A 26216-nucleotide genomic window follows, 5' to 3' on the forward strand; every position below is an offset into this window, starting at 1 on the left:
TGGTGAAAGCAAAAACGAGTGCTGAATGGCCTACAGACACTTAAGAGCCGCTTTATAACAAGGGCTCTAAAAAGCTGTCAAGAAAGCCCCCCAGGCAAATACGTACTAATGCGTGCTAATTCTTTCCTTAGAATCTGCGTCGCGTTTCTCGTCCTTCGCGACTATCTCCGGAGCCACGTCCGGCAAGGGCTCCGGCGCGTATTGCAACGCAATTTGCAGGACCTCGTCAATCCATTTAACCGGTTTAATCTGTAGATCCTGCTTGATATTGTCCGGAATCTCTTTGAGATCGCGCACATTCTCTTCAGGAATGATCACGGTCTTGATTCCACCCCGGTGGGCTGCCAGCAGTTTTTCTTTCAAACCACCAATTGCCAACACCTGGCCACGCAAAGTGATTTCGCCGGTCATGGCGACATCGGCGCGAACCGGAATGCCGGTCAATGCCGAGACCAGGGCCGTGCACATGCCTACGCCAGCACTAGGACCGTCTTTCGGCGTTGCCCCTTCCGGCATGTGGATGTGCGTGTCGCGCTTCTCATGGAAGTCCATGGGAATGCCCAGGCTCTTGGCCCGGCTACGAACCACGGTCAACGCGGCAGTGATCGACTCGACCATCACGTCACCCAGCGAACCGGTCTTGATCAACTGGCCCTTGCCGGGCACGACAGCGGCTTCAATAGTCAGCAATTCGCCACCCACTTGAGTCCACGCCAGCCCGGTTACCTGACCGATCTGATCCTGCTGTTCAGCCAGGCCGTAGCGGAATTTACGCACGCCCAGGAAGTGCTCGAGCATGTCCGCGGTGACCTTCACCGAGAAGCGTTTTTCCAGCGCGTGTTCCTTCACGGCCTTGCGGCAGACCTTGGCAATCTGACGCTCAAGCCCACGCACACCGGCTTCACGGGTGTAATAGCGGATGATGTCGCGGATCGCCTCTTCGTCGAATTCCAGTTCGCCCTTCTTCAACCCGTTAGCCGTAATCTGCTTCGGCGAAAGGTATTTGACGGCGATGTTGATCTTCTCGTCTTCGGTGTAGCCCGGCAGACGGATCACTTCCATCCGGTCGAGCAATGCCGGCGGGATGTTCATCGAGTTCGAGGTGCACAGGAACATCACATCGGAGAGGTCGTAATCGACTTCCAGATAGTGATCGTTGAAGTTGTGGTTCTGCTCGGGATCGAGCACTTCCAGCAACGCCGACGCCGGATCGCCACGCATGTCGCTGCCCATTTTGTCGATTTCATCGAGCAGGAACAGCGGGTTGCGAACACCCACTTTTGTCATCTTTTGAATCAATCTTCCTGGCATCGAACCGATGTAAGTGCGGCGATGACCACGAATTTCCGCTTCATCACGCACGCCACCCAGGGCCATGCGTACGAATTTACGGTTGGTGGCGTGAGCAATCGATTCCGCCAGGGAGGTTTTACCCACACCAGGAGGACCGACCAGGCACAACACCGGACCACGAATCTTCTTCACGCGTTTTTGCACGGCGAGGTACTCAAGGATGCGCTCCTTGACCTCTTCCAGGCCGTAATGATCGGCGTCCAGAATGTCTTCGGCGCGTGCCAGGTCCAGGCGCACTTTGCTCTGGGCCTTCCACGGCACTTGAACCAGCCAGTCGATGTACGAACGCACCACCGTCGCCTCAGCGGACATCGGCGACATCTGCTTGAGTTTGTTCAGCTCAGCGGTTGCTTTGGCCAAGGCGTCTTTCGGCAGGCCCGCGGCATCGATGCGCTTTTTCAGCTCTTCGACTTCGTTGTGACCTTCGTCGCTGTCACCAAGCTCTTTCTGAATGGCCTTCATCTGCTCATTCAGGTAGTACTCGCGCTGGCTGCGCTCCATTTGCTTTTTGACGCGGCCGCGAATGCGTTTTTCGACTTGCAGCAGATCGATCTCGGCATCGAGCAACGCCAGCACGTGTTCGACACGGGCTGACAGGTCGATGATCTCGAGGATTTCCTGCTTTTGCTCGATCTTCAGGGCCATGTGGGCGGCCATGGTGTCCACCAGACGACCTGGCTCGTCGATGCTGTTGAGCGACGACAGGACTTCAGCCGGGACTTTCTTGCCCAGCTGCACGTATTGCTCGAACTGGGACAGCAGGCTGCGAACGAACACTTCCGACTCGCGCTCTGGCGCGTCGACTTCGTCGATCAGTGAGACTTCGGCACGGCAATGACCGTCCACTTCGCTGAAGTGCTCAACGGCGCCGCGCTGCTCACCCTCGACCAGCACCTTGACGGTGCCGTCCGGCAACTTCAGCAGCTGCAGAACGGTAGCAATGGTACCGACACGATACAGGGCATCTTCACCCGGATCGTCGTCAGCAGGATTTCTCTGGGCCAGCAGCAGGATCTGCTTGTCGCCCGACATCGCAGCCTCGAGGGCTTCGATGGATTTCTCGCGCCCCACGAACAGCGGGATAACCATGTGCGGATACACCACGACATCACGCAATGGCAGGAGAGGCAATTCGATGGTTGTCTTCATGATTTCGCCTCTACGGCGGCCATAAGGCCGGAAACAGATGGAAGTAAGCTTGAAACCAAGATGGGGGCTGCCTTCAAAAAAAACAAGCGCAAAGACCGTGTTAAAACCCGCAAAAAGCAAAGGGGCCCGAAGGCCCCTTCTTTATTCACGCGGCGTGACGCTTAGGCGTCTGGCGCGGCTTTGGCCGTCGGCTCACTGTTTTCGTAGATGTACAGTGGCTTGGACTTTCCTTCAATCACACTTTCATCGATCACTACTTTGCTCACCTCGGATTGCGAGGGGATTTCATACATAGTGTCGAGCAATACACCTTCGAGAATCGAACGCAGGCCACGGGCACCGGTTTTACGCTCCAGGGCACGTTTTGCGACCGATTTGAGCGCGTCGGAACGGAATTCCAGATCGACGCCTTCCATCTCGAACAGCTTGGCATACTGCTTGGTCAGAGCATTTTTCGGCTCGGTGAGGATCTGCATCAACGCAGCCTCGTCGAGCTCGTCCAGCGTAGCCAGGACCGGCAGACGTCCGACGAATTCCGGGATCAGACCGAACTTGACCAGATCGTCAGGCTCGACTTCACGCAGGGATTCACCGACTTTCTTGCCTTCTTCCTTGCTACGCACTTCTGCGTTGAAGCCGATGCCGCCCTTGGTGGAACGGTTTTGAATAACCTTTTCCAGACCGGAGAATGCACCACCGCAGATGAACAGGATGTTACGGGTGTCGACCTGCAGGAATTCCTGCTGAGGGTGCTTGCGACCACCTTGAGGCGGAACGGAAGCAACCGTGCCTTCGATCAACTTGAGCAGGGCCTGCTGCACGCCTTCACCGGAAACGTCCCGGGTGATCGACGGGTTGTCAGACTTGCGCGAAATCTTGTCGATTTCATCGATGTAGACAATGCCCATCTGGGCTTTTTCCACGTCGTAATCGCACTTCTGCAACAGTTTCTGAATGATGTTCTCGACATCTTCACCCACGTAACCCGCCTCGGTGAGGGTGGTTGCGTCGGCGATGGTGAACGGAACGTTCAGCAAACGGGCCAGTGTTTCGGCAAGCAGGGTCTTACCCGAGCCTGTCGGGCCGATCAGCAGGATGTTGCTCTTGCCGAGTTCGACGTCGTCATTCTTTTTGTCGCGCTGGTTCAGGCGCTTGTAGTGGTTGTACACCGCTACGGCCAGAACCTTTTTCGCACGCTCCTGACCAATTACATACTGATCAAGGATGCCGCTGATTTCTTTAGGCGAAGGCAATTTATGCGCGCTGCTTTCGGCCTGTGCTTCCTGCACCTCCTCGCGGATGATGTCATTGCACAGGTCGACGCACTCGTCGCAGATAAAGACCGAGGGGCCGGCAATCAATTTGCGCACTTCATGCTGGCTTTTGCCACAGAAGGAGCAATAGAGCAGCTTGCCGTTGTCCTCGCCGTTGCGGGTGTCAGTCATTCGTTCGATCCAAATCCGATAGGCTTGCAACACAAGATGAAGGCTATTGCGGGCTTTTTCAAGCCCGCTGGTGATCGGACCTGCCGACCTACCTTATTTTGAGCTGCTTATTTTAAGCTGGACGCTGGCTGATCACTTCATCGATCAACCCGTAATCCCGTGCGGCTTCTGCACTCATGAAATTGTCGCGATTGGTGTCGCGCTCGATTTCTTCCAGGGTGCGCCCGCTGTGCTTGGCCATCAGCGAGTTGAGACGCTCACGAATGAACAGGATTTCCTTGGCGTGGATTTCGATATCCGACGCCTGGCCCTGGAAACCGCCCAGTGGCTGGTGAATCATCACGCGCGAGTTCGGCAGGCAGTAGCGCTTGCCAGCAGCACCGGCCGTCAGCAGGAACGCGCCCATGCTGCACGCTTGGCCGATACAGGTAGTCGATACGTTTGGCTTGATGAACTGCATGGTGTCGTAGATCGACATGCCCGCTGTCACCGAACCGCCCGGGGAGTTGATATAGAGATGGATGTCCTTGTCCGGGTTTTCCGCTTCAAGGAACAGCAGCTGCGCACAGATCAGGTTGGCCATGTAGTCCTCTACCGGGCCCACCAGAAAAATCACTCGCTCCTTGAGAAGGCGCGAGTAAATGTCGTAGGCGCGCTCGCCACGAGCGGACTGCTCGACAACCATCGGAACCAGGCCGCCTGCGGCCTGGATATCAGAGTTCTGCTGAATATAGGAATTACGGAACATGCTCTGCAGTCACTCCCAAATAGTTATGTCTTGAATACGCATAAGCCAGCTCGAAGGCTGGCTTATGGGTGTACTGCTTACAGCAAAAGTGATCAGTCGGCTTGTGGAGCTTCTACCGGCTTGACCGCTTCTTCGTAAGAGACCGATTTATCGGTCACACTAGCCTTCTGCAGAACAGTATCCACAACTTGCTCTTCCAGCACAACCGAACGGACTTCGTTCAGTTGCTGGTCGTTCTTGTAGTACCAGGACACAACCTGCTCAGGCTCTTGGTAGGCCGAAGCCATTTCCTGAATCATTTCACGAACGCGGGTTTCGTCTGGCTTCAGGTCGAATTGCTTGACCACTTCAGCCACGATCAGACCCAGTACTACACGGCGCTTGGCTTGCTCTTCGAACAGCTCGGCCGGCAGTTGGTCAGGCTTGATGTTGCCACCGAACTGCTGAACAGCCTGCACGCGCAGACGGTCAACTTCGTTGGACAGCAGCGCCTTAGGCACTTCGATCGGGTTGGTGGCCAGCAGACCGTCCATGACCTGATTCTTGACTTTGGACTTGATCGCCTGACGCAGTTCACGCTCCATGTTCTTGCGAACTTCGGTGCGGAAGCCTTCCAGACCGGTTTCCTTGATGCCGAATTGAGCGAAGAATTCTTCGGTCAGTTCTGGCAGTTTTGGCTCGGAAACGCTGTTGACGGTCACGGTGAACTCGGCGGTTTTGCCAGCCAGGTCCAGGTTCTGGTAGTCCTCTGGGAAAGTCAGGTTCAGAACGCGTTCTTCACCGGCTTTAGCGCCAACCAGGCCTTCTTCGAAACCAGGGATCATGCGGCCGGAACCCAGCACCAGCTGAGTGCCCTTGGCGGAACCACCGGCGAACACTTCACCGTCGACCTTGCCGACGAAATCGATGTTCAACTGGTCTTCGTTCTGCGCGGCGCGATCGGCCACTTCGAAACGGGTGTTCTGCTTGCGCAGGATTTCCAGCATCTTGTCCAGGTCGGCGTCAGCCACGTCAGCGCTCAGGCGCTCGACGGTGATACCTTCGAAGCCGGCAACGGTGAACTCAGGGAACACTTCGAATACGGCAACGTATTCCAGGTCCTTGCCCGCTTCCAGGGATTTCGGCTCGATCGATGGCTGGCCAGCCGGGTTCAGCTTTTGCTCAACCACAGCTTCGTAGAAGGAGGACTGGATCACATCGCCTACAGCTTCCTGGCGAGCATCGGCACCGAAACGGCGCTTGATTTCGCTCATTGGCACTTTGCCTGGACGGAAGCCAGCAATCTTGGCCTTTTGGGCGGTCTGCTGCAGACGCTTGTTGACCTGGCTCTCGATGCGCTCAGCCGGCACGGTGACGCTCATGCGGCGCTCAAGAGCAGTAGTATTTTCAACAGAAACTTGCATGGATATTCCTCGTTGCACAGACGTTAGCCGGCCGTTTCCGACCCCAGAATCAAGGGCATGCATTCTAGTGGGTCAAACTCAAGAAGTCACCCTACTGAAAACGGGTAAAAACGCAGCAGGCAATTTATAGGTGCGAATGCACGAATGCACCTCGCCCCGATGGCAAATACAACCAATCACGCCAGGGCTCTGCGCCAACCCTTCTATATATAGAAGGGGTTGCCAATCATCTCCCTGGCAGCCGGTCTTGCAGGCAAGACCGACGGGCAGGACGGCATCATCGAGAAACATAAATACGACGAAACGCCCCGCCCCTGCGGCCCGCAAACGGCGACCGCCGAAACAAAAAAGGCGCCAGACTTTTCAATCTGGCGCCTTTCGAAATATGGGGTGGACGATGGGGATCGAACCCACGACAACGGGAGTCACAATCCCGTGCTCTACCAACTGAGCTACGCCCACCATATTGCCTGTTAAAGAAGCCAAACAACTTCTTTATCAAGCTTCAACCAGGCCAAGCGGCACGACTGAAGCTTTATTTGGTGCGGATGAAGAGACTCGAACTCTTACGCCTCGCGGCGCTGGAACCTAAATCCAGTGTGTCTACCAATTCCACCACATCCGCGAGTTGAAGCTTTTAAAGCAAAGGCGCCAGACTGTTAATCTGGCGCCTTTCGAAATATGGGGTGGACGATGGGGATCGAACCCACGACAACGGGAGTCACAATCCCGTGCTCTACCAACTGAGCTACGCCCACCATATCGCGTTACTTGTGCCAAAGCTGCCTAATGGCGCACCCGGCAGGACTCGAACCTGCGACCATCCGCTTAGAAGGCGGATGCTCTATCCAGCTGAGCTACGGGCGCCTTGTTAGCTGTACCCTTGGAGGACTACAAACTAAGTGCTTTCCGGCCTTGCAGAACCGTGATTCCGCTTGACCTTCCTAACCAGTGCTAGGCTGTGCCCGACAAGTGCGACGAATAGTATAGAGCGCCCCGAAGGTCGTCAAATCCTTTTTGAAAAAAATTCATTTAATTAAAGGAGTTAGGGGAATTTGCAGACCAAGCGCCTTTGCCCTCACCGCATGACATGCGAGAATGCGTTCTCTTTTTTTCCCCTCTCGATGGTTAATCACGCGCAATGACTGCACAACTAATCGACGGCAAATCGATCGCCGCCAGCCTGCGCCAGCAGATCGCCCAACGTGTCAACGAGCGTCGCCAGCAAGGCCTGCGCACGCCCGGCCTTGCGGTGATCCTGGTCGGCAGCGATCCTGCCTCTCAGGTTTATGTCTCGCACAAGCGTAAAGACTGTGAAGAGGTCGGCTTTCTATCCCAAGCTTATGACCTGCCTTCCGAAACCACTCAAGAAGCGCTGACCGAGCTGATCGATCGCCTGAACGACGATCCGGCAATCGACGGCGTTCTGCTTCAACTTCCCCTGCCTGAACACCTGGATGCCTCCAAACTGCTGGAGCGTATTCGTCCGGATAAAGATGTCGACGGTTTCCACCCTTATAACGTCGGCCGCCTGGCCCAGCGCATTCCCCTGCTGCGCCCCTGCACCCCCAAAGGCATCATGACCCTGCTCGAAAGCACAGGTGTCGATCTCTACGGTATGGATGCAGTGGTCGTCGGCGCTTCCAACATTGTCGGTCGCCCGATGGCGATGGAATTGCTACTGGCCGGTTGCACCGTGACCGTCACTCACCGCTTCACCAAGGACCTGGCCGGCCACGTCGGCCGTGCTGACCTGGTCGTCGTTGCCGCCGGCAAGCCTGGCCTGGTCAAGGGCGAGTGGATCAAGGAAGGCGCGATCGTGATCGACGTCGGCATCAACCGTCAGGACGACGGCAAGCTGGTAGGCGACGTGATCTACGAAACCGCCCTGCCCCGCGCCGGCTGGATTACCCCGGTGCCGGGTGGCGTCGGCCCGATGACCCGAGCCTGCCTGCTGGAAAACACCCTGTACGCTGCCGAAACCCTGCACAGCTGAGTGCCAACGCATGCGTCAGCCGTGAATAAAGAACCCCGCCGATAGCGGGGTTCTTTTTGCCCGAAAACAAGACTGACCACCCGCCGGAAATTAACTTTTTTTCATGTTTCTCAGGACTTTCACCTGTTACTGGAACAACCATCGACAGTTATTCAGCCATACTCCAGAATGTCGCGTTTTTTACGAAATAGCCCGTTACAAAACGGCTTATCAACACATTATGAGTCTGCCAGCGTGAAAATCCGTCTTTCCATCCTGAGCCTATTTTTTGCAGTTACAGGGACTTTCATCACGCCTATCGCCAGCGCTGGTGAAACGACCGGGGTACCGCGGGATGCGTCACACCTCAAGATCGCGTCCGGCAGCGCGCTGGTCATGGACATGCAGACCAATAAAGTCATCTATGCCAGCAACCCTGATGTCGTTGTTCCGATCGCTTCGGTCAGCAAGTTGATGACTGGCCTGGTGATCGTCGAAGCCCGCCAGAACATGGAGGAATACATCAACATCAACATCAACGATACGCCGGAAATGAAAGGCGTGTTTTCCCGGGTCAAGCTCAACAGTGAGATGCCGCGTCGGGAAATGTTGCTGATTGCGTTGATGTCGTCGGAAAACCGCGCGGCGGCAAGCCTTGCGCACCATTATCCAGGTGGTTATGCCGCGTTTATTGCCGCAATGAATGCCAAGGCAAAGGCGCTGGGCATGACCAACACGCATTTCGTTGAACCGACCGGCCTCTCGCCACGCAACGTGTCGACTGCCCGCGACCTGAGCAAACTGCTGGTCGCTGCGCACAAGTATCCATTGCTGACCGAACTGAGTACCACCAAGGAAAAAACCGTATCGTTCCGCAAACCCAACTACAGCCTGGGCTTTCATAACACCGACCATTTGATCGGAAAACCGAACTGGAATATCGAACTGACCAAGACCGGCTTTACCAATCAGGCGGGTCACTGCCTGGTACTGGTGACGCATATGGGCAACCGCCCCGTTACCCTGGTCATTCTCGATGCCTACGGTAAATACACCCACTTCGCCGATGCCACGCGCATCCGCAACTGGGTCGAAACCGGCAAGGGCACGACGGTGCCGTCGGTGGCCATGCAATACAAGTCGGAAAAGAACCTCAAGCAGCGTCAAAGCGGCGTGGTTGAAGCCTCGAAGTAACAAACCGACAGCACAAATAAAGCCCTGATCACTCGGGGCTTTTTTTCGCCATTTTTCAGTCATTAGGCAGTGGCATCTGGTCATCGTCCGGGATGCCATCCCCGGTGCTCGGATCCCGCCAGCCCTTTGGCCGCTCGGTAGGCGCGACCGCCGGCCGCGCCAATGGGTCTCGCAACGGGCTGTCCGGATCCATCACCGGATCCATCACCGGGTCCGTGCCCTGTTCCGGGGTGGTTGGCACGCTGTCGGGATGCTGGTCGTCGAAACTGGAATCGGTAGACATACACACCTCCAATTAACATCAGGGTTTCAAATCACCGAGCGGGTCGTAGGGTTTGGCCGGCGCCTTGGGGTCGTCACCGGGTTTTACATCCCTCGGCGCCTTGGCTGGCCCGAGAGGATCGACCTGTGGATCGGCAAGGTCCGGGGAATCGGGATCGAACCCCAGATCATCGCCGGAAGAATGTTCGGACGAATGCGGGCCGACGGGAGTGGTGGAATGAGCCATGGGCGCCTCCTGATCTAGACCCGACAGGGCGGGCCGTTATAGATCAGAGGCAGGCGGCGGGCGATGGTGCCCGCCGGGTGACAAACGGACTTAATGTGCCGCCAGGGCTTTTTTGGCCTTGGCCGCCGCTTGTTCCTGACCGGCCTGAGCCAGCTCGTTGGCAGCCTTGAGCCAGCGCTGCTGATCGACCTGAGCCGGGATCTGCGACGGATTCTGGATTAACACTGCCCAGCCGCCGGCATTCTCGAACGACGACTCGAATGAGTTGAAGCTCATCAGTTCACGATGGTTCATGCCCGCACGCAATAGCACGGTCTGCTTCTGACGATTGTAGCCAGCGAGAATGGCGTAGCGCGGCTCGGCCCACAGCGCCGAGCCTTCAGTGAAACGCACCATCACCGGATACCCAGCGGCGACTTGCGTCAACAAGGCCGCAAGATTGCTGTCGAGGGGATAAACGACCATCCCGTACTCCCGAGCAAGGTCTTGCATGTTCTGTTGCAACTGCGCTTCGCCACCCGGCAGATGCAGGGGTTTGTCGAGCAGGCCGGGCGTAATCACGATGCCCTGTTGGGACAACATGCTGGCCAGCACCTGCGGCCCACTCTGGTACGCTTCGCCCCGATAGAACCGGCCGCTGAGTTCGACCCGCTCCGGCAAACGCTTGATCTGGGGCGACACACTCCCGGCGCAGCCCATCAGGCTTGCCACACAACCGGCTATCACCACGGCCGGCAGAATTCGAGAAATTACCCGCACCTTGATCTCTCTCTTGTTCAAATTCAGATGCCCGGCAATCCCATGCCTGGCTTGGTCGTCGATCATAGGGTGCGGAGCCTGCGCGGTATAGCCTTAAACCTCGGTTGAATGCGTTCGATAGAGCGAACTGGTTGAACACTGTCGACTTTCGGTCAATAGCCTGAAATGCAGCAGCGACTAGACTGTCCTCTAAAGAGACATTAGCGAAGCGTGTACGCCCGCCGCAGGGCAAAGAGGAAGCGCAGATGAGCCTGGCAATGATCATTGTGATGCTGATTTCCGGTTGGTTGGCAGTAGCCGCCGCCATGCTGTGGGGTGTGCTACGCGTGGCTCGCCGTCATCAACATCCTGTTGAGCCTGCCCCGACGCCAGATGCGGACGAAGCCTGCAGCCAACACGTCAACGCACACTGACCGAAAAAAAACGGCCGCCTGCACTCTCTCGAGTCCAGGCGGCCGTTTTGTCGGGGCCGGCTTTAAACTTCGGTGGCTGTGCGCTTGTGCTTCGCCCGACGGGACATCATGTTGAGCATCTCAATCGACGCCGAGAACGCCATGGCCGCGTAGACGTAACCTTTCGGTACATGGGCGCCGAAGCCTTCGGCAATCAGCGTCATGCCGATCATGATCAGGAAGCCCAGCGCCAGCATCACCACCGTCGGGTTGTCGTTGATGAACTTGGCCAGCGGATCAGCCGCCAGCAACATCACCAGGACCGACACCACCACCGCGATGACCATGATCGGCAAATGCTCAGTCATGCCGACAGCGGTAATGATGCTGTCGATGGAGAACACCATGTCCAACATCAGGATCTGACCGATGGCCGCCGCGAAGCCGAGCGTCACGGTCGAGGTCGCTGTCTTCGGGTCTTCCGGCGCCGGGTCCATGCTGTGATGGATCTCGGTGGTTGCCTTCCACAACAGGAACAGGCCACCGGCAATCAGGATCATGTCCTTCCACGAAAACGCCTGGCCGAGAATCTCGAACACTGGCGCGGTCAACTGGACGATGAACGCAATGGTGCTCAGCAGGCCAAGGCGCAGGATCAACGCCATGCCGATACCGATACGGCGCGCTCGCTGACGATTGTGCAAGGGCAGCTTGTTGGTCAGGATCGAGATGAAGATCAGGTTATCGATGCCGAGCACGATTTCCATCACGATCAGGGTAGCGAGGGCGACCCAGGCGGTCGGGCTGGCGGCGAGTTGTAAAAGGTAGTCCATGGGTCAGTCCTGACTCTTTGTAATACGGTTTAGATTTCCTGGGAAGAAGACTCGGGTTTTTCCGATTCTTTTTCCGCTGATTCTTTTTTGCTGCTCAGCCCGCCGGTGGCATCGCTGAGCGCCTGCTCGGCAGCCTTGTGCGTATCGTCAATCACCTGTTTCGCGCTTTCGGCAGCCTTGCCCATCAATTGTTGAGCGCTTTTCTCGGCCTGGTCGCAACCGGCCAGTATCAGTAAAGACGTGATCAACAGTGCCGTGGTTTTCAGCTTCATGATGCTTTCCTCGATAGAACAAACGGGTCCTAAACGATGGCCCGTTGATAGCGACGCATTCTAGGCAAGCAAACACTTCAGGAAAATTCGTATTTTTACACGCTATACTTCGTTTTTTACGAACTGTAATCCACCATGCTCAATTATCGACAATTGCATTACTTCTGGGTGGTGGCCAAGACCGGCAGCATCGTGCGCGCCTGCGAGCAACTGAACCTCACGCCCCAAACCATCAGTGGGCAGATTTCGTTACTGGAGCAGACGTATGGCATCGAATTGTTCCGCCGTGTCGGTCGCCAACTCGAACTGACCGAGGCTGGACGCCAAACCCTGCCCTACGCTGAGCAAATGTTTCAGTTGGGCGGCGAACTGGAATTGATGCTGCGGGCGCAACCCAATGAACAGCAGATCCTGTTTCGTGTCGGCGTGGCCGACGTGGTGCCCAAGTCGATCGTCTATCGCCTGATCGCACCGACCATGGAGCTGAGCGAACCGCTGCGCATCACCTGTCGTGAAGACAAACTGGAGCGCTTGCTCGCCGACCTGGCGATCCAGCGTCTGGACCTGGTGATTTCCGACAGCCCGATGCCCTCGCACCTGGACATCAAGGGCTATAGCCAGAAACTCGGTGAGTGCGGCATCAGCTTCTTCGCCACCCCTGAACTGGCGGCCCGTTATGGAGAGGATTTTCCGCGCAACCTGCACAGTGCGCCCTTGCTGATTCCCGGCCCGGAAACCGTGGTGCGCAGCCGTCTGCAGCGCTGGTTCGCCGAGCAGCAGATCCAGCCTCGGATCGTCGGCGAGTTCGACGACAGCGCGTTGATGCAGGCCTTTGGCCAATCCGGTAGCGGGATCTTCATCGGCCCAAGCGTGATCGCCGATGAAGTGAAACGCCAATGTGGCGTGGAGGTGATTGGCCAGACCGACGCGGTGAGCGAGTCGTTCTTCGCCATCTCGGTGGAACGCAAGGTCAAGCACCCCGGCATTGTCGCCATCACCGAAGGTGCCCGACGCGAGCTGTTTACAACGCTGTAACGACGTCGCGAGGCTTGAAGGTCATCAGCGCAATGGCCAACAGGATCGAGGCCAGGATGAACGCCGCCGCTGCGAAGCCGAGGCCTTGCAGGCCGACGCTGTCGATTACCCGGCCACCGATCATCGCGCCCAGGCCGATGCCGAGGTTGGCCCCGGCGATGTTCAGCGACGCCGCGAACGCCGGTGCTTCGGGCGCTGCCTTCATCAGGCGCACATGACTGACCAGGAACAACGCCGCCTGCGTGATGCCCCAGATGCCCAGTGCCGCCGCCAGGCCTGACGGCGAATGAATGTTCGGTACCAGCGCCACCAGGCCGGCAATCATGAACGCACAGAACATCATCGACGCCATCAGCGGATGACGATCCACCGCGCGGCCACCCAGGGAGTTGCCGATCAGCCCGACAGCACCGAAGCCCATCAGGCACCAGCCGACCACCGTACCGTTGAAACCAGCCAGACGTTCGAGAATGTCCGCCAGATAGGTGTAGGCCGTGAACATGCCGCTAAAGACGATGACCGAGAGCAACACGTGGCCGATCATCAACGGGCTGCGCAGGATCTTGAACTGTGAAAGAAAACTCACCTGGTGCTGATGCAAGTTGGTTTTCGGCAAGTAGACAAACAGCAACAACGCTTTGGCGAAGGCAATGACCGCCAATATCGCAAAGGCGCTACGCCAGCCGAATGCATCGGAAATCAATGTACCTACCGGAATGCCAAATACCGTAGCGCAGACAATACCGAAGCCGATCTTGGCGATGGCACGCCCCGCATAATCCGGCCCGACGATGTCCACCGCCGTCTCGCTGGCCAGCGCCCAGAACACGGGCAAGCCCAGCGCCGGGATTAATCGGGCAAATGCCATCACCCAGATGTTCGGCGCCAGCGCCGCCACGGTGTTGGCCAGACCGAACATGATCAGTATCGAGATAAACAACTTGCGCCGTTCGAAGCGGGCGAAGTACGCGGTGAGGAAGGGCCCGAACGCGGCCACGGTGAAGGCAAACAAGGTCACCAGCAACCCGGCTTGCGGGATGCTGACTTCCAGGTCCCGGGCGATAGCCGGCAACAGGCCAACGATGACGAACTCCGTGGTCAGTACCGTAAACCCGGCGGCAGACAACAGAAGAATGGGCAACAGCATGCAGGACTCCAGAAAAAACGACGACACCAGCGAAGACCCGAAGGCCCGCCGGCAGATGAAAATGAGGATGGCGAATGTTAACAGAGTGTGTCCGGACGCGGTTGCACGAACCTGCTTATCTCGTTGTTTGACGGGGCGGCAGTTCGTCACAGGTCTGAAGGATCGTGCCTACGCTGTGCTAAAGTCCGCGCCCTGAAAAACGTACACCCTGTGTTCATCCACCATTTTGGTGTCGGTGTCACGATCCTCTTCGGTTTCCTGCCCGCTGCACACTGTGAAACCTGCACTTATAAAAAATCAGAGATGCCGTTTTATGACTGCTTCATCCCCTTCTCTATTGCAACGCCTGAAACACTTGAGCCTGGTTACGCAAATCATGATCGGCTTGCTCGCTGGCATCGCCCTGGCCCTGGTTGCGCCTGATGTGGCGAAGTCCACGGCGTTCATTGGCAAAGTGTTTGTGTCCGCACTGAAAGCGGTCGCGCCGATCCTGGTGTTCGTGTTGGTCATGGCCTCCATCGCGAACCACAAGCACGGCCAGGAAACCCATATCCGGCCCATTCTGTTCCTGTACCTGCTGGGTACATTCGCTGCCGCCGTGGTTGCAGTGGTGGCCAGCATGATGTTCCCGTCGAGCCTGGTGCTGTCGACCCAGGATGTTGCAGTCACCGCGCCCGGCGGTATCGGCGAGGTGCTGCAAAGCCTGCTGCTGAGCGTGGTCGATAACCCGGTCAGTGCCCTGATGAACGCCAACTTCATCGGCATCCTGGCCTGGGCCATCGGCATGGGCATTGCCATTCGCCACGCCGGCGACACCACCCGTGAAGTGCTGGGCGACCTGTCCAACGGCGTGACCGTGATTGTGCGGGTGGTGATTCGCTTCGCCCCGCTGGGGATCTTTGGGCTGGTGTCTTCTACCCTGGCTACTTCGGGCTTCGGCGCCCTGATCGGCTATGCGCACCTGCTGGCCGTCCTACTGGGCTGCATGCTGTTCGTGGCGCTGGTGATGAACCCACTCATCGTGTTCTGGAAACTGCGTCGAAACCCCTACCCGCTGGTATTGACCTGCCTGCGCGAGAGCGGCATCACTGCATTCTTCACCCGCAGCTCGGCGGCGAACATTCCGGTCAACCTGGAACTGAGCAAGCGCCTGGGCCTGCATGAAGACACCTATTCGGTATCGATCCCACTGGGCGCAACCATCAACATGGCCGGCGCGGCGATCACCATCACGGTACTGAGCCTGGCGGCCGTGCACACCCTGGGCATCGCCGTGGACATTCCTACCGCAATTCTGCTGAGTGTCGTTGCAGCGATTTGCGCCTGCGGCGCCTCGGGCGTGGCGGGCGGCTCGCTGTTGCTGATCCCACTGGCGTGCAGCCTGTTCGGCATCCCTAGCGAAATCGCCATGCAGGTGGTTGCGGTCGGCTTCATCATTGGCGTACTGCAAGACTCGGCAGAAACCGCGCTGAACTCCTCGACCGACGTGCTGTTCACCGCCGCTGCGTGCATGGGTGAAGAGCAGAAGGCTGGGCGGTTGGCGTAACATCCAAACTTTGTACGCACTGAAAAGCCCGGCGTGATAACCGGGCTTTCGTCACTCCTCAATCGTCCAATCTGCTCGCTGCTCCTGCCGGGTAAGTAATCCGAGCTTTCTCGGATTACCGCACATCCAGCAGGAGCAAACCTTTCCATGGTTGGTAAAAATCCCGGCGTTTTTTTCGCTGGTAGTCCAGCATTCATAGGCGCGTTGCTTTGCATAAAATCGATCCTTTATGCGACGGGTATCGTGTCGTCGTTGAGCTCTAGACATAGCGGACTCCTCAGCCGAAGACGACAAAGCCCCGGCAGATTACTCTGGCGAGGCTCTTCGGCTTATTCCTTCGTGTAAAGGAATAACAGGACTGGATCAATGTCAGCCAACAGTCGCGCGCTGTCAGTTGGAAAAAGCTATGTGAATAGTGCCAATGGCCATGTTGTGAAGCAATCTACCTGCGACGATCTGCTGTTTCGACTTCCCGCAGGCGATGCAGAAAATGCACGCTCATTATCGCAAGACAAGGCCAAGCTCAGTGCGCCGGCCCGAACGCAGGCCCACCAAAACAAACTAGGGATTTGCCTTTCGGGTTATGACGTCATTGGCCGACGATTGCAGAAAGCCACGAGCCAGCTGCTGATATAACTCGGGTCCCATCCGTGCGCTGACCGCCTTGGCAATCAACGCCACTGCCATGAGGCTGATCACCATCCCATGGCTGTCGATCATTTCCATCACAATGATCGCGGAGGTGATCGGTGACTGTGTGACAGCGGCCAGAAAACCGACCATGCACAGCGCAATGATTGGCTGCGCCGCCAGCCCAAAGAGTTCCGCGAGATTTGCGCCTACAGCCGCACCGACTGCCAAGGACGGGGCGAAAATGCCGCCCGGGATACCGGAGAAGTAGGTCACCACCGTCGCGAGAAAACGCGTGATTGGTGCATGCCATGGCAGGCCTGCATCGGACACGATGATCTGCGACGTGACCGCGTAGCCACTGCCAAATGACATACCGCCACTCAACCAGCCCAATATCGCCACAATCACTCCACAGGCACCGGCGAACCAGACCGGATGCGTGCGCCGCCATTCCCACAGAACGAATCGATGATGGCGCTGGGGCCACAACAGCATTCGGCTGAATAATCCGCCCATTAGGCCGCAGCCAATCCCGGTCACCACCACCGGGACAATGATATCCAGACCGATTTCGTGAATGTCAAAGTGACCGAAATAGTTGTAGTTGCCCTGCAAGGCGATGGCGACCATCCCCGACAAGATAATCGTGCTAAGCAAAACCCCGCTGGTACGAGTCTCCAGCTTTCGCCCCAGCTCTTCGACGGCAAAGGCCACACCGGCTAACGGCGTATTGAACGCCGCCGCAATGCCTGCCGCACCACCGGCCAGAATGAGGTCCTCGCTTCGGATGATTCGCGCATTGGGCAGATAGCGGTGAAAGAAATGCATGATCGAGGCGGCGACTTGAACCGACGGCCCTTCGCGCCCAGCGGAAAAACCACCGGTCAACGCCAATGTACCAAGGCCTATCTTGGCAAAGGCAATCCGCAGCGATACCAGTTTGTCGACACGCTTGCCTTGATGCGCCAAACGCGTAGCGGCGATCACCTGGGGAATGCCACTGCCTTGGGAGCCGACAAAAAAACGGGTGGTCAACCACACCACCAACATGCCGACCAAGGGAGTGTAAATAAACGGCAGCCAAGGCCGTGCGACGGTCTGCTGCGCAAATTGCGTCAGTGCCAGGTCGGCCAGCCGGGCAAACATCACGACAAGCAGCCCCGCCAGTGTAGCGGCAGCCCAGAGTGTCACGCGAGTGCGCCAGCGTATGGAGGCAAAACGGCGACGTAGTAGCTCCATCGGTTTGATCACCCGAGCAAATTCCCCTTAAGTTCCAGCACTGTGGTGCTGGCAAGACTAACCGGATATGCGGTGTGCTCCAATGGCTTAGTTCCAGTACTGAAAACCATCCCATCACTGCAAGCCTTTATCGGACATACACCTCGGAGATTGGCCTACCCATCTTTGTCCGCGCCTGAGTCGACTACGTGGAATCAATCTGCATGCAGCCAAAAACAAGATGGTTCATTTCCCATTATGGTTCAGCGGCACTCAATCGGTGCCAACTACCTGCAAAATGGTTTGTCACCAAAACAGCAAGAAGTCGGGTGAATTTGCGGTCTGTTTGGCACTGCGGTTTGGGTCCAAAAACGTCGAATTTGGAGGTATGAGTCATGCTCTCGGACGCGATGATTTTATTCCAAATCGGCCCCTGGGCCTTGTGATCAAAGGGTCTTCAGGAGGCCCACAGCCCGTCAGCAATCAATTCGAATAGATGAGCCCTCCCCGCGCACTGTTCCGTTTCCCTAGCGCACAATCGGAAGTTCGGCCTAAAGGTGCTTCCGTTTATCTTCAAAGGCACGGCCTGCGTGACGTACAGCCTGTTCCGCTGATTTGGGATGGTATCTTTAAGAACGAAGAGTCGGAACTAAGCTTCCAGGGTTTAGCGCCGCGGAGCGGGTGATGAAAAACGCCCTAATCGCCCGAATCACCTGAGCATTCTGAAACCGAAATATCAGTTAACCCAGAAAGAGCGCATTTGCACTCTACGCTTCTCAGAGCAGAGGCACGGCCAGTTACCCAAAAGCAGGGGGACCTTCACGCCCCCCTTGTTTCTCGTTTACTCCGCCGTTTGACGTATGGCCTTTTCAATTCGCTGACGTCCCGCATGAGCAAGCTTGTTTACACCAGCTTCCTTAGCGACCGCGTATATCAAAACCTCCCCCTGGTGCCCCCGCTGCACCATCTCATTAACCAAAGCACGCAGTTCTGGTAGGCAGATTTCAGCTAATGCTCTCATGGAATTTTCATCGTCGGGCCTACGGAAGATGACACTGGTGTCCGACTCAATATGAGCGGGCCAGAAGAAGACTCCAGTTTGTTCCTCTTCATGCGACCGGAATCGTGCCCGAGCAATTTGGTCAACCCGATCTCGAATCCGCGAGCCAGTGCGTACCCAGCCATGCGCCCGAGCAATACGCCTTGCGAGCGCAGTGTCCAGAACCGGTCCCTCTTCCGCTACGACATGAGCAATCATCTGCTCCAACGTTTTCGTGTAACTCGCCTCAAAGAACTGATCCGGATCGACCAAACCTACCGCCTGACGAGGGTCGGCTTCTTTATAAATCAAATATTCAAGGGGACGAGCAAAAGCCAGGACATCCTCAACGGGTGTGATAGATGCAGCCTTGGCGTACTTCAACTCAGGCGAAGCGCCTGAGGGATCATTGGCTTCGGCCATACCATCCGCTGCAGCAACCACAGCCACTTGATCCACTACTTCAATGACCTCAGCCATAGCCGCGTCGATTTTCAGTCGCTCTGCCTCCTGAGCTACATCGATAACAGCCTGCTTGGCTCGAGACTCTGCAAGGATCTCGTTCAGACGTTGATGTATCTTTTCAGCAGTTCCAACCGCATCAACCCACCAGTCCGTCGACCATATCCTAACGATCTCCCAGCCAAGTCCACGCAGTACAAACTCACGGAGCTTGTCACGATCGCGAGCGGTCGCACTGCGGTGATAGGTAGCACCGTCGCATTCAATCCCGGCAAGGTACCGTCCAGGAGCATCAGGGTGAACAACCCCAAGGTCTATTCGAAAGGAGGAAACGCCAATCTGGGTAAATATCTGCCATCCCTTTTTAGCCAAGGCCGCTGCAACCGCCTCTTCGAATGGGCTATCGAAACTACCCACGCTACCGAAGTCAGCCTCTGCGAGAGCCCGTGGGCCACGCTCTGCAAACTCCAAAAAGTGCTTAAGATCTCGCACCCCAATCGCTTGCGTACGAGCTAAATCAATATGCTCTGGCCGCAACGTCGAGAACACCACAAGCTCCTGGCGAGCACGGGTTATTGCCACGTTCAGTCGACGCTCACCACCAGGGCGGTTCATCGGACCGAAGTTCATGGACAACACACCGGCAGCGTCTTTCCCATAGGTGGTCGAGAAATAGATGATGTCTCGCTCATCACCTTGAACGCTCTCAAGGTTCTTGACGAACACGGGCTCCAGCTCGGACTCAGCGAAATACGAATCGAGTGATGGGTCTTTCCGGCAAGCCTCATCCAGCATGTCCATGATGAGCTTCTGTTGCTCGCCGTTAAAGGTTACGACCCCCACGGTCCGCCTACTTTCGCGGAAGGCCGGAGACTGTAGGCGAGCAACCAAATCAGCAACTAAATATCTTGCTTCAATTAAGTTGGTTCGCGACCCGCCCTTGTCATATACACCCGGGACAGGGCATAACCGTACTGCTTTGTCGGTCGTAAACGGTGATGGGAAGGTCACCAGCTTCGACTGGTAGTATCGCTGGTTCGAGAACGCGATCAGACTCTCGTGGCGGCTACGGTAGTGCCAGTTCAGATTACGCATTGGCAGGTTGGCACTGATGCACTCGTCCAGAATACTCTCGAGATCAGCCTCTACATCTTCATCTTCTGCGGTCGACTCAGCTCGGTTAAAGAACGAAGTTGGAGGGAGCTGTTTGGGGTCGCCCACCATCACCACCTGCTTCCCTCGGGCCATGGCGCCGATGGCATCCCAGACAGGTATTTGAGATGCCTCATCGAAGATAACGAGATCGAACGGGGTTGAGGCAGGCGGCAGATATTGAGCAATGGAGAGAGGGCTCATCAACAAGCATGGCGTCAGCTTGGTTAGCGCTTCTGGCGCACGACTCATCAGCTCGCGCAATGGAATGTGCTTGGTCTTCTTGCCCATCTCATGGCGCAGAACTCCCCATTCTGAAGAGCGACTTACGCTATCCTGGCTTGGTAGGCCGGAACACAGCCGAGCTCGGAGCCAGTCTTTGGTCAACTCGGTGAACTTGTCGTCCAAAGCCCGGAAATCACGAATGCGTTGCTCATGCTCTACGCTTACGAACGTCCGGATCACCTCTTCGTTGTCGACCGTCGTATTCAGCCACCAGCGGGCATAATTTACTTCCAATACACGCCGGACTTTTCCAGAGGTGATGGCTCCTGCTTCCATCGCTTGAACAATCGGCGCTAGGCCGACAGCGTAGGCTTCATCGCGAACCTTTCGCCAAGCGCACCATGCCTTAAGGCGCGATTCAGACGAGACGACAGATTGGCAGTTTGTCTTGATATCACTTAGTGCCAGATGAGCAGTTTCGATGACGCCCATTTCGGTGAAATGACCGACAGCCGTCAGGTACGCCGCTCGCGCCTGTAACAACTCAAGCTTTTCTCGAAGAGCAACACCGGCATTGGCTATAGCAGCCTCCGGCTCGAGCAGTGCGTTACCATCCCCCAGCAAAGTTTGAAGCGGTGCTTTGTAGGCCGCGACTTGCTCAGGATTGAGTGCGAGCTTCGCCACCGCGGTAGCCATCTCCCCCTGAAACGCTACCGCACTACGCACGACGTCAACTTTCGTTTTCAAGTCATTCCAGACAGGAACGATTTCTCGCAGATCGGCCAGATCAACCAACTCTCGCTCAACTGCTGCTCTGTCCTTGAGCAACTCAAAATCAGCTTTTAACGACGAGCCACAACGCCCCTCCTCTACACGAGGATGGTCGTCGACAAGCCGACCGCGTTCTTCTATGCCACGTCGTTCAGCCTGGAAGCGCAGCGCTGCAGACAGCACGTCAATATCCGTGGTCAAACCGCTCCAGAGAGAGCTAGTTGCTGAGCTGAGATCAACCAGCTCATCTAACCCAGCATCGAGACGAATCAGCGCACGCAGCCGGAGGAGTTCCTCCTTCAGCTCATCACCTAGCTGGCCCTGCTCAACCAACTGCAAGCCGTCATCGATCCAGACAGTGTTACGTTTCTGAAGCCGCATAGCCTCTTGCAGCTTGATCGCTGTCGCGAGATGCGTTGCTTCGGATTTGGCACCTTGCCAAACAGCAACACACTCATGACCTGGCTCCAGCTCATCGATTGCTCGACGCACCGACCGAATCTCTACCCAAATAGCGAGATCCTTGAAATTGTCGACTTCACCTGTTGATGTCTGCGTCGGAGCCAATAGCCCAGCGATGCGGCGTTTTCCGAACCAAGACTTAGGCCAGAAAGACTCCTCCGCGTCTTTCCACTCGCGCAGCAGGAGTTCGGTATCAAGTACTTCAATCGCATCCCCGTAGGACGCCGTTAGCTGGTGCTTGAGGTCGTCTATCTGACTCAGCAATGTGACAGCTTGCCCGAGAACGTCAGTGACATTTTCTGGCCAGGCCGGGCCTAGATCAACGAACGTAGCGCGGCGTTGCTGCAGCAGATCAATGCCTTGTTTAGCTTCAGCAATAATACGAGAGGACCAGAGAGATGAAAGTCTGGAGTTAATGTCCCTGTGTTCGTCGACCCAAGTGCAACCGTCACTCAGACGTTTAGAAATCGAGCGAGCATCAGGCCGCAGTGCGAAACGCCAATCATGCCCAGCGGCAGCCGGAAGTGCGCGAGAAAGGACCGATAGCCCCTCAAGCGCTGTTGGGGTGTACTCCGTCACAGGAAGCCCGGACAGCTCAACAAAGCGATCGGCAGCTCGCTGGACTTCAAGCACAGCGGGAAGCACGTCACGAGCAGCCTGCACGAATTGTTGCTGCCAATGAGGCGACCACTCTGCTTGGCCTACTCCGGACAAAGCGTTGCCTGCCAGCTGACTGTAACCCACAGCCTGCGCGTTCACTTCAAGGCGGTCACCCAGCTCTCGGAGCTCAAGTATGGCCTTCTGATCATGCGTGTCCGGAAATGGCCAACCAAGTGGAGCTACTGCTTCATCAACACCCGATGTCACTGTACCGATGGCATCATAGATGGTGTAGCCATTGCGGTGCCGGCGATGCAGACGCTCAACATAAATATTGAGGCTGTCACGCAGGGAAGCAAGTCGCTGCGCTTCCACCTCCCATGCGGCAGCGTCTACCTGCCCTATCGCTTCCCAAGCTGATTGCAACTGAGCAAGGACATCCGTTTTTCGAGCTTTGCTGGAGTGAAGCTCAAGGCAGAACTCACCTAAACCGATTTCACGCAAGCGGCGGTATACGACATCCAGGGCCGCAATTTTCTCAGATACGAAAAGCACCCGGCGCCCTTGAGCGATCGACTGGGCGATCATGTTGGAAATCGTTTGGCTTTTACCCGTGCCCGGTGGACCGATGAGAACGAAGTCTTTGCCCTTGGCTGCTGCCATCACAGCCGCAAGCTGGGATGAATCAGATGGGAGTGGGCAGAACACATCAGTCGGGCCGTAATCACGGTCCAGTGACTCAGCCTCCGGAAACGGGGTATCGGAGATGAACGAATCGCGTGGTGTATCCAGAAGGTGCTGGACCACAGGGCTCTGTCGAAGGTGCTCGGCATTCTCGGCAAGATCCTTCCACATGAGATACTTGGCAAACGAGAACATTGAGAGCACAACGTCCTCGTTCAGCTCCCAGCCAGCGATGTCCTTGATCGCATGACCAACTTTGTTCCAAATGGCTGCGATATCCAGACCGGAGTCGTCCCGAGGCAGCTCCTGCTCCAGTGAACCTAAGCCCAGCTCGAAGTCTTGACGCAGCATCTCGATCAGAGTCGGGTTAAAACGAGGCTCATCATCGTGCAGCACCATGGTGAATCCGGAACGTGCGCTCTTACGCTCCAACGTAACTGGTACCAACACCAGCGGGGCTTTGTACTTCTGCCCCGCCCTATCCTCACGCGTCCAGCTAAGAAAACCGATGGCCAGGAACAGAGTGTTGGAACCACCCTCCTGCAAAGCAGTACGAGCGCTTCGATACAACTCAGTTAACCGGACATCCATTTCGGCGGACGTCAGCGCAACGAATATTTCCCTGCGCTTGAGAGCATCCTCAGCATGACGACGGCGAACATCTTCTCGCTCACGCTGCTCATAGAGTGCGCGCTCACGCGGATCTGCACCATCCATCAGGTCAGGCCTGGTAAGCAGCTTCAGAGACTGTCCACTTGCAAGAATGTCCTCGAGCGCACCAGGATCAGGAGATTCAAGCTTCAGCGCACGCTTACCCATTTTGAAATTGAGTAAGTTATTTCGAAGCGACAGATCCAAAAGCTTACGCTGCCAACGGCCGAGGCGATCTGCTGGATCGAGCTTGGAGAGATCCTCAACCTGCACCTCAATGTTGTCATCGACGATCCCGATCCCCTCCTCTACCAGAAGCGATGGGGCTTCGTCAGATTCAGTAACGGCAACACGCGCGATCTGAGCCTCTGGGCTGGCGAGTGGCTTGATACGTTGCAGACGGGCGCGACGGATATCCAGCAGCATCTCGAAAACACTTTCAGCGTCTTCGGCTACCTGTTTCGTGCCCATCTCTACCGCATAAGAGAATGGCGGTATTGAGTTGTGAGTAATGAGGGTAGTCTCGAACAACACGAGTTCCTGAAGCTTCACCCGCTTACGTACTGCTGTGACATCATCCACCAGGGCAGTCGTAAACTCTTCGGGCTTAAGCCACAAACCAGCAAAAGCATGACCATGGGTGAATACGATCACAGGGTTAAGACCGATCTGCTCCAATGCCGCGCAAAAAAGCAGAGTCAGGTCGAGACAAGTAGCCAACCCGGAGTCAGCAATCTGACTGGGGCTACGAATCTTCTGTCCGGATTGTTCGAAGCTTGCCGGTGGTAGCGCATAGTCGAGCTTCATGCGCGCCACCGCACCCCACACTGCCGACGCCAACTGCCAAGCTCTTTTGGGGCCACCCTCATATCCATCAAGTGCGGATGGCTTATCGCTAAGACGAAGCAACTCGGCCGCGTGTTTGAGCAACCGCTCAACCGCCGCATCATTCGGCTGAACAAAAGCCGCAGTCATATCTGGTATATGCCGCAATCCGCCCCACTGGTTTCTGGGCAAAAGGTCTACGACCTGTTCAAGCCGAGCAACTTCCTTGCGACCGCTTTCCGCCTCCTTGTCGTCGGCTTCAAGAACGAAGGTAAAGGTCGACATCTCCGCTTCTGTCAGACGATTCAACAACGGGCCATCCAGGACAAGATCAAGCCCAGGTATGACCCGGAAGCTATCTGCAGCGATCTCGTCAATCCGCCAGATCTTGGACTTAAATACCTCGGGCGACGAACTTAAGGTAAGAGTCGCATTGACGAAACGATCACTCGTCTCGTTCGAGATGCGAAGCTCGCGTATCACAGGGATGGCGTTCTGGAAATCTGCAAGGTTCAACTTCGCCACCAAGGTGGCTAGGATTTTTACTTCTTTAGGTTGGACTTCTTCTTGGGGCGTGAGGGAATGAACGATGTCGTCCATGCGCAACCATCCTTGTCGTTATGCCCAAGGGAGTGCCGGAATTGGCCGGCCAAGGGGCCCCTCTTGGGCTGATGGCGGGATGATATCTCTTATAGCGACAGCCGTAATGTGCCTTTGGTCGTTACTGATTTCTCAGCCCATCATCGAACGTCACATACTACGACCGACACAGCTCAATATCGAAAAATGATCGAAGTCCACTGGGCAAACTCCGATAGTGGTATCACATCGAAATGTCCATTAAGAGCCGGGCGTTTTGTGGGGGTAAAAACACCTGAAAACAAAAAAGGGTCGCGAGATAAAATCTCGCAACCCTTTGAATTATATGGTCGGGACGGAGTGATTCGAACACTCGACCCCTAGCACCCCATGCTAGTGCGCTACCGGACTGCGCTACGCCCCGACTAGGCGTGAAACTCGTTTCTCTTCTCGAGGAACGTTCAAGAATATATCGCAAGCTTTTGAAAACTGGAAGTATTTAAAAGCAGGAATTTATTTCTTGAGGACCACCAATACATCTTCGAGCTCGGCGATCATCTGGCGGATCATTTGTTTGTATTGGGTGGTGTCGTCTTTGGCTTCATCACCGGACAAACGCAGGCGCGCTCCGCCGATGGTGAATCCCTGATCGTAAAGAAGCGCGCGAATCTGCCGGATCATCAGCACATCCTGGCGCTGATAATACCGGCGGTTTCCGCGGCGTTTGACAGGGTTGAGTTGAGGAAACTCCTGCTCCCAGTAACGCAGTACGTGCGGCTTTACCGCGCACAGCTCGCTGACTTCACCAATGGTGAAGTAGCGTTTGCCCGGGATGACGGGGAGCTCGTCGTTATGACTTGGTTCCAGCATAAGCCTCAACTCGGGCCTTCAACTTCTGCCCTGGACGAAAGGTGACCACACGGCGAGCCGTGATCGGGATTTCTTCCCCCGTTTTCGGATTGCGGCCAGGCCGCTGGCGTTTGTCCCGAAGGTCGAAATTGCCGAAACCGGACAATTTGACTTGTTCGTTGTCTTCGAGCGCGTGCCTGATTTCTTCAAAAAACAGTTCGACCAATTCCTTGGCTTCCCGTTTGTTCAGGCCCAGCTCTTCATACAGACGTTCCGCCATCTCAGCTTTCGTCAGAGCCCCCATACG

The 26216-nt window shown here is 56.3% G+C and carries 19 protein-coding genes and 5 tRNA genes; 5 read left to right on the forward strand and 19 right to left on the reverse strand.

What is annotated here, in order from left to right; all coding sequences use genetic code 11:
• Positions 1–105 precede the first annotated feature (105 nt).
• The 8 genes from lon to J1D76_RS04225 form a co-directional block, all read right to left on the reverse strand.
• A complete protein-coding gene (gene lon, locus J1D76_RS04190; RefSeq protein ID WP_421137177.1) occupies positions 106–2502 on the reverse strand; it encodes an endopeptidase La in 2397 nt (798 codons plus the stop codon).
• 161 nt (positions 2503–2663) lie between these two features.
• On the reverse strand, positions 2664–3947 hold the full coding sequence (gene clpX, locus J1D76_RS04195; protein WP_007982210.1) for an ATP-dependent Clp protease ATP-binding subunit ClpX: 1284 nt from the start codon (positions 3945–3947) through the stop codon (positions 2664–2666).
• Positions 3948–4059: 112 nt separating this feature from the next.
• Complete coding sequence (gene clpP, locus J1D76_RS04200) at positions 4060–4695, reverse strand: ATP-dependent Clp endopeptidase proteolytic subunit ClpP (RefSeq protein WP_421137178.1); 636 nt, start codon at positions 4693–4695, stop codon at positions 4060–4062.
• Between the two features lie 92 nt (positions 4696–4787).
• Complete coding sequence (tig, locus tag J1D76_RS04205; protein ID WP_421137179.1) at positions 4788–6098, reverse strand: trigger factor; 1311 nt, start codon at positions 6096–6098, stop codon at positions 4788–4790.
• A gap of 386 nt (positions 6099–6484) precedes the next feature.
• Positions 6485–6560 (reverse strand) — tRNA-His (locus tag J1D76_RS04210).
• A gap of 78 nt (positions 6561–6638) precedes the next feature.
• A tRNA-Leu gene (locus J1D76_RS04215) sits at positions 6639–6723 on the reverse strand.
• A gap of 57 nt (positions 6724–6780) precedes the next feature.
• Positions 6781–6856 (reverse strand) — tRNA-His (locus J1D76_RS04220).
• A gap of 32 nt (positions 6857–6888) precedes the next feature.
• Positions 6889–6965, reverse strand: a tRNA-Arg gene (locus tag J1D76_RS04225).
• 274 nt (positions 6966–7239) lie between these two features.
• Here J1D76_RS04225 and folD point away from each other — a divergent pair.
• Together folD and pbpG are read left to right on the forward strand one after the other, a co-directional pair.
• On the forward strand, positions 7240–8094 hold the full coding sequence (folD, locus tag J1D76_RS04230) for a bifunctional methylenetetrahydrofolate dehydrogenase/methenyltetrahydrofolate cyclohydrolase FolD (protein ID WP_093224286.1): 855 nt from the start codon (positions 7240–7242) through the stop codon (positions 8092–8094).
• A gap of 234 nt (positions 8095–8328) precedes the next feature.
• Positions 8329–9267 (forward strand): D-alanyl-D-alanine endopeptidase, encoded by a 939-nt coding sequence (gene pbpG / locus J1D76_RS04235; RefSeq protein ID WP_421137180.1) that lies wholly within the window; start codon positions 8329–8331, stop codon positions 9265–9267.
• Between the two features lie 55 nt (positions 9268–9322).
• On the opposite strand, the gene J1D76_RS04240 is transcribed toward pbpG, so the two are convergent.
• From J1D76_RS04240 to J1D76_RS04250, 3 genes are all read right to left on the reverse strand, one after another.
• Positions 9323–9550 (reverse strand): hypothetical protein, encoded by a 228-nt coding sequence (locus J1D76_RS04240; RefSeq protein ID WP_421137181.1) that lies wholly within the window; start codon positions 9548–9550, stop codon positions 9323–9325.
• Between the two features lie 18 nt (positions 9551–9568).
• On the reverse strand, positions 9569–9775 hold the full coding sequence (locus tag J1D76_RS04245) for a DUF6021 family protein (protein ID WP_421137182.1): 207 nt from the start codon (positions 9773–9775) through the stop codon (positions 9569–9571).
• Between the two features lie 90 nt (positions 9776–9865).
• Complete coding sequence (locus J1D76_RS04250; RefSeq protein ID WP_421137183.1) at positions 9866–10600, reverse strand: peptidase C39 family protein; 735 nt, start codon at positions 10598–10600, stop codon at positions 9866–9868.
• Between the two features lie 179 nt (positions 10601–10779).
• Here J1D76_RS04250 and J1D76_RS04255 point away from each other — a divergent pair, with 179 nt between their 5' ends.
• Positions 10780–10947, forward strand: a complete 168-nt coding sequence (locus J1D76_RS04255) for a hypothetical protein (protein ID WP_421137184.1) — start codon at positions 10780–10782, stop codon at positions 10945–10947.
• Between the two features lie 62 nt (positions 10948–11009).
• Here the strand turns inward: J1D76_RS04255 and J1D76_RS04260 are convergent, their stop codons facing one another.
• Both J1D76_RS04260 and J1D76_RS04265 read right to left on the reverse strand, forming a co-directional pair.
• Entirely contained in the window at positions 11010–11759 is a 750-nt protein-coding gene (locus J1D76_RS04260; RefSeq protein ID WP_421137185.1) for a TerC family protein, read from the reverse strand.
• A 29-nt stretch (positions 11760–11788) separates the two neighbouring features.
• Positions 11789–12031 (reverse strand): hypothetical protein, encoded by a 243-nt coding sequence (locus J1D76_RS04265; protein ID WP_421137186.1) that lies wholly within the window; start codon positions 12029–12031, stop codon positions 11789–11791.
• Positions 12032–12166: 135 nt separating this feature from the next.
• On the opposite strand from J1D76_RS04265, the gene nhaR reads away from it, so the two are divergent.
• Positions 12167–13066 carry a transcriptional activator NhaR gene (gene nhaR, locus J1D76_RS04270; RefSeq protein WP_421137187.1) on the forward strand — a complete coding sequence of 300 codons (900 nt, stop codon included), beginning with the start codon at positions 12167–12169 and terminating at the stop codon, positions 13064–13066.
• Here nhaR and J1D76_RS04275 read toward each other — a convergent pair.
• Entirely contained in the window at positions 13053–14213 is a 1161-nt protein-coding gene (locus J1D76_RS04275; protein WP_421137188.1) for an MFS transporter, read from the reverse strand. The two genes, nhaR and J1D76_RS04275, sit on opposite strands and share 14 nt — an antisense overlap.
• 313 nt (positions 14214–14526) lie before the next feature.
• Here J1D76_RS04275 and sstT point away from each other — a divergent pair, with 313 nt between their 5' ends.
• Positions 14527–15759 carry a serine/threonine transporter SstT gene (sstT, locus tag J1D76_RS04280; RefSeq protein ID WP_421137189.1) on the forward strand — a complete coding sequence of 411 codons (1233 nt, stop codon included), beginning with the start codon at positions 14527–14529 and terminating at the stop codon, positions 15757–15759.
• 561 nt (positions 15760–16320) lie between these two features.
• Here sstT and J1D76_RS04285 read toward each other — a convergent pair.
• From J1D76_RS04285 to ihfA, 5 genes are all read right to left on the reverse strand, one after another.
• Positions 16321–17643 (reverse strand): chloride channel protein, encoded by a 1323-nt coding sequence (locus J1D76_RS04285; protein WP_421137190.1) that lies wholly within the window; start codon positions 17641–17643, stop codon positions 16321–16323.
• 808 nt (positions 17644–18451) lie between these two features.
• Positions 18452–25081, reverse strand: a complete 6630-nt coding sequence (locus tag J1D76_RS04290; protein WP_421137191.1) for a DUF3320 domain-containing protein — start codon at positions 25079–25081, stop codon at positions 18452–18454.
• Positions 25082–25407: 326 nt separating this feature from the next.
• Positions 25408–25484 (reverse strand) — tRNA-Pro (locus J1D76_RS04295).
• Positions 25485–25573: 89 nt separating this feature from the next.
• The gene (locus J1D76_RS04300) at positions 25574–25930 is read right to left on the reverse strand and encodes a MerR family transcriptional regulator (RefSeq protein ID WP_003179985.1); all 357 of its coding nucleotides are present in this window, start codon (positions 25928–25930) and stop codon (positions 25574–25576) included.
• On the reverse strand, positions 25911–26213 hold the full coding sequence (gene ihfA, locus J1D76_RS04305) for an integration host factor subunit alpha (protein WP_002553164.1): 303 nt from the start codon (positions 26211–26213) through the stop codon (positions 25911–25913). The genes J1D76_RS04300 and ihfA overlap by 20 nt, the downstream gene beginning before the upstream one ends.
• Positions 26214–26216: the final 3 nt, after the last annotated feature.

This window comes from Pseudomonas sp. NFX15 (assembly GCF_049132105.1).
Classification (GTDB): Bacteria; Pseudomonadota; Gammaproteobacteria; order Pseudomonadales; family Pseudomonadaceae; genus Aquipseudomonas.

Excerpts from the sequence above, each read along its gene's own strand:
- lon (WP_421137177.1), bottom strand. The coding sequence starts at position 2,502 with ATGAAGACAACCATCGAATTGCCTCTCCTGCCATTGCGTGATGTCGTG.
- clpX (WP_007982210.1), bottom strand. The coding sequence starts at position 3,947 with ATGACTGACACCCGCAACGGCGAGGACAACGGCAAGCTGCTCTATTGC.
- clpP (WP_421137178.1), bottom strand. The coding sequence starts at position 4,695 with ATGTTCCGTAATTCCTATATTCAGCAGAACTCTGATATCCAGGCCGCA.
- tig (WP_421137179.1), bottom strand. The coding sequence starts at position 6,098 with ATGCAAGTTTCTGTTGAAAATACTACTGCTCTTGAGCGCCGCATGAGC.
- folD (WP_093224286.1), top strand. The coding sequence starts at position 7,240 with ATGACTGCACAACTAATCGACGGCAAATCGATCGCCGCCAGCCTGCGC.
- J1D76_RS04240 (WP_421137181.1), bottom strand. The coding sequence starts at position 9,550 with ATGTCTACCGATTCCAGTTTCGACGACCAGCATCCCGACAGCGTGCCA.
- J1D76_RS04245 (WP_421137182.1), bottom strand. The coding sequence starts at position 9,775 with ATGGCTCATTCCACCACTCCCGTCGGCCCGCATTCGTCCGAACATTCT.
- J1D76_RS04250 (WP_421137183.1), bottom strand. The coding sequence starts at position 10,600 with ATGATCGACGACCAAGCCAGGCATGGGATTGCCGGGCATCTGAATTTG.
- J1D76_RS04255 (WP_421137184.1), top strand. The coding sequence starts at position 10,780 with ATGAGCCTGGCAATGATCATTGTGATGCTGATTTCCGGTTGGTTGGCA.
- J1D76_RS04260 (WP_421137185.1), bottom strand. The coding sequence starts at position 11,759 with ATGGACTACCTTTTACAACTCGCCGCCAGCCCGACCGCCTGGGTCGCC.
- J1D76_RS04265 (WP_421137186.1), bottom strand. The coding sequence starts at position 12,031 with ATGAAGCTGAAAACCACGGCACTGTTGATCACGTCTTTACTGATACTG.
- nhaR (WP_421137187.1), top strand. The coding sequence starts at position 12,167 with ATGCTCAATTATCGACAATTGCATTACTTCTGGGTGGTGGCCAAGACC.
- J1D76_RS04275 (WP_421137188.1), bottom strand. The coding sequence starts at position 14,213 with ATGCTGTTGCCCATTCTTCTGTTGTCTGCCGCCGGGTTTACGGTACTG.
- sstT (WP_421137189.1), top strand. The coding sequence starts at position 14,527 with ATGACTGCTTCATCCCCTTCTCTATTGCAACGCCTGAAACACTTGAGC.
- J1D76_RS04290 (WP_421137191.1), bottom strand. The coding sequence starts at position 25,081 with ATGGACGACATCGTTCATTCCCTCACGCCCCAAGAAGAAGTCCAACCT.
- J1D76_RS04300 (WP_003179985.1), bottom strand. The coding sequence starts at position 25,930 with ATGCTGGAACCAAGTCATAACGACGAGCTCCCCGTCATCCCGGGCAAA.
- ihfA (WP_002553164.1), bottom strand. The coding sequence starts at position 26,213 with ATGGGGGCTCTGACGAAAGCTGAGATGGCGGAACGTCTGTATGAAGAG.